Source organism: Dorea sp. AGR2135 (assembly GCF_000420885.1).
Lineage (GTDB): Bacteria > Bacillota > Clostridia > Lachnospirales > Lachnospiraceae > Dorea > Dorea formicigenerans.
On record NZ_ATVU01000068.1, the window covers coordinates 1 to 1761 of the forward strand.

Annotated in this window: 3 protein-coding genes and 1 pseudogene; all 4 read left to right on the forward strand. The window is 30.7% G+C overall.

The genetic code is table 11. The features are described from left to right. Positions 1 to 207 (forward strand): annotated as a pseudogene (locus tag G593_RS0118210) (TfoX/Sxy family protein); the annotation flags it as partial. A 220-nt stretch (positions 208 to 427) separates the two neighbouring features. Beyond that, complete coding sequence (locus tag G593_RS0118215) at positions 428 to 901, forward strand: GNAT family N-acetyltransferase (protein WP_029732601.1); 474 nt, start codon at positions 428 to 430, stop codon at positions 899 to 901. 229 nt (positions 902 to 1130) lie between these two features. Beyond that, positions 1131 to 1526, forward strand: coding sequence for an SRPBCC family protein (locus G593_RS0118220; RefSeq protein WP_029575615.1), 396 nt, complete (start codon positions 1131 to 1133; stop codon positions 1524 to 1526). Between the two features lie 26 nt (positions 1527 to 1552). Then, a partial coding sequence (locus G593_RS0118225) for a TfoX/Sxy family protein (RefSeq protein ID WP_029732602.1) occupies positions 1553 to 1761 on the forward strand: 209 nt, incomplete at its 3' end.

The window sequence follows — 1761 nt, forward strand, 5'->3', positions numbered from 1 at the left end:
GTTGGCGGTATATATGATGATAGGTTACTGGTAAAACCAACAAAGTCTGCAATTTCTTATATGCCAACAGTTACTTATGAAATTCCATACGAAAATGCCAAAGAAATGTTATTGGTGGAAGAAATTGATAATAAAGATTTTCTGACGGGGTTATTTAATGTGATGTATGATGAACTACCAACGCCAAAACCTAAAAAGAAAAAATAAACAGTTTCTAGCTTGACAATTTCATATCCATACACACAAAGCAGTTAGTCTTAGGATTGACTGCTTTTTTCTTACCAAAATTACAGATTGGAGTGATGAAATGATATACTCTTAGAACTTTTTAACAAGATTATCGAAGCATAAAATTTTGTTGTAGTGCTTATATGTGAATGGTATAATCGGGGTATGAAAAAAGATAAAATAGATTAGGAGTCAAGTTATGGATTATATCATAAGGAAAATTAAAAAAGCAGAATATGATTTACTCAATGACTTTTTGTATGAAGCAATTTATATTCCAGACGGTGTTGAGCCACCACCTAAATCAATAATTAACTGTCCAGAATTACAAGAATATGTTTTTGAATTTGGAAAGCGAAAAGATGATAGGGCTTTAGTTGCGGAAGTTCAAGGAAATGTCGTAGGTGCTATTTGGGTGCGAATAATGAACGATTACGGACACATTGACAATGATACACCGTCCCTTGCTATGTCTGTTTTTCAAAAGTATAGAGGACAAGGGATTGGGACTTCATTATTGCAACAATTATTGTTAGTGGAAAAATCTTTTGGTTATTCAAAAATTTCCTTATCTGTTCAGAAAAATAATTATGCAGTAAAAATGTATAAGAAAGCAGGTTTTCTTGTTGTTGATGAAAACAGCGAAGAATATATTATGACTATAAATCTATAACAAACAATCTAGTTTACAATTTCATATCCCTACACACAAAGCAGTTAGTCTTATGATTGACTGCTTTTTTCATACCTAAATTTCAGATTGGAGTGATGAAATGGTGTCTGTTAGAGCTGTTCAATAAGACTATCGGTGCATAACATTTTATTGTGGTGGTGATATGAGAATGTTATAATGTGGATATGAAAAAACGATAAACGGTAATTTAAAAAGGGGAAATGAAAAAGTGGCAATTTCAAATATAAATACAATTATTAGTAATGATATTCAAAAAGTTTGGAACATTGTTTTAGCTGTTGATAAATATAACTCATGGCGAAGTGATTTGAGCAAAACAGAAATAATAAATGACAAACAATTTATTGAATACACAAAAAATGGATATGCTACTACATTTACCGTTACCGTTGTAGAACCATATAAACGCTGGGAATTTGATATGGATAATAGCAACATGAAAGGTCACTGGATTGGTATTTTTACAGACAAAGGGAATGAAACACAAATAGACTTTACAGAAAATGTGATACCTAAAAAGTGGTTTATGAAACCTTTTGTAAAAACCTATTTGAAAAAACAACAAAAGCAATTTGTTCTGGACTTAAAGAAAGCATTGGAATAATAAAATTCAAGATTGGAGAGTTAGAAATGGCTTCAAGTAAAGATTATTTACAATTTGTTTTAGAACAATTATCAGAATTACAAGAAATAACATATCGTGCAATGATGGGAGAATTTATTATCTATTATCGTGGAAAAATCGTTGGCGGTATATATGATGATAGGTTACTGGTAAAACCAACAAAGTCTGCAATTTCTTATATGCCAACAGTTACTTATGAAATTCCATACGAAAA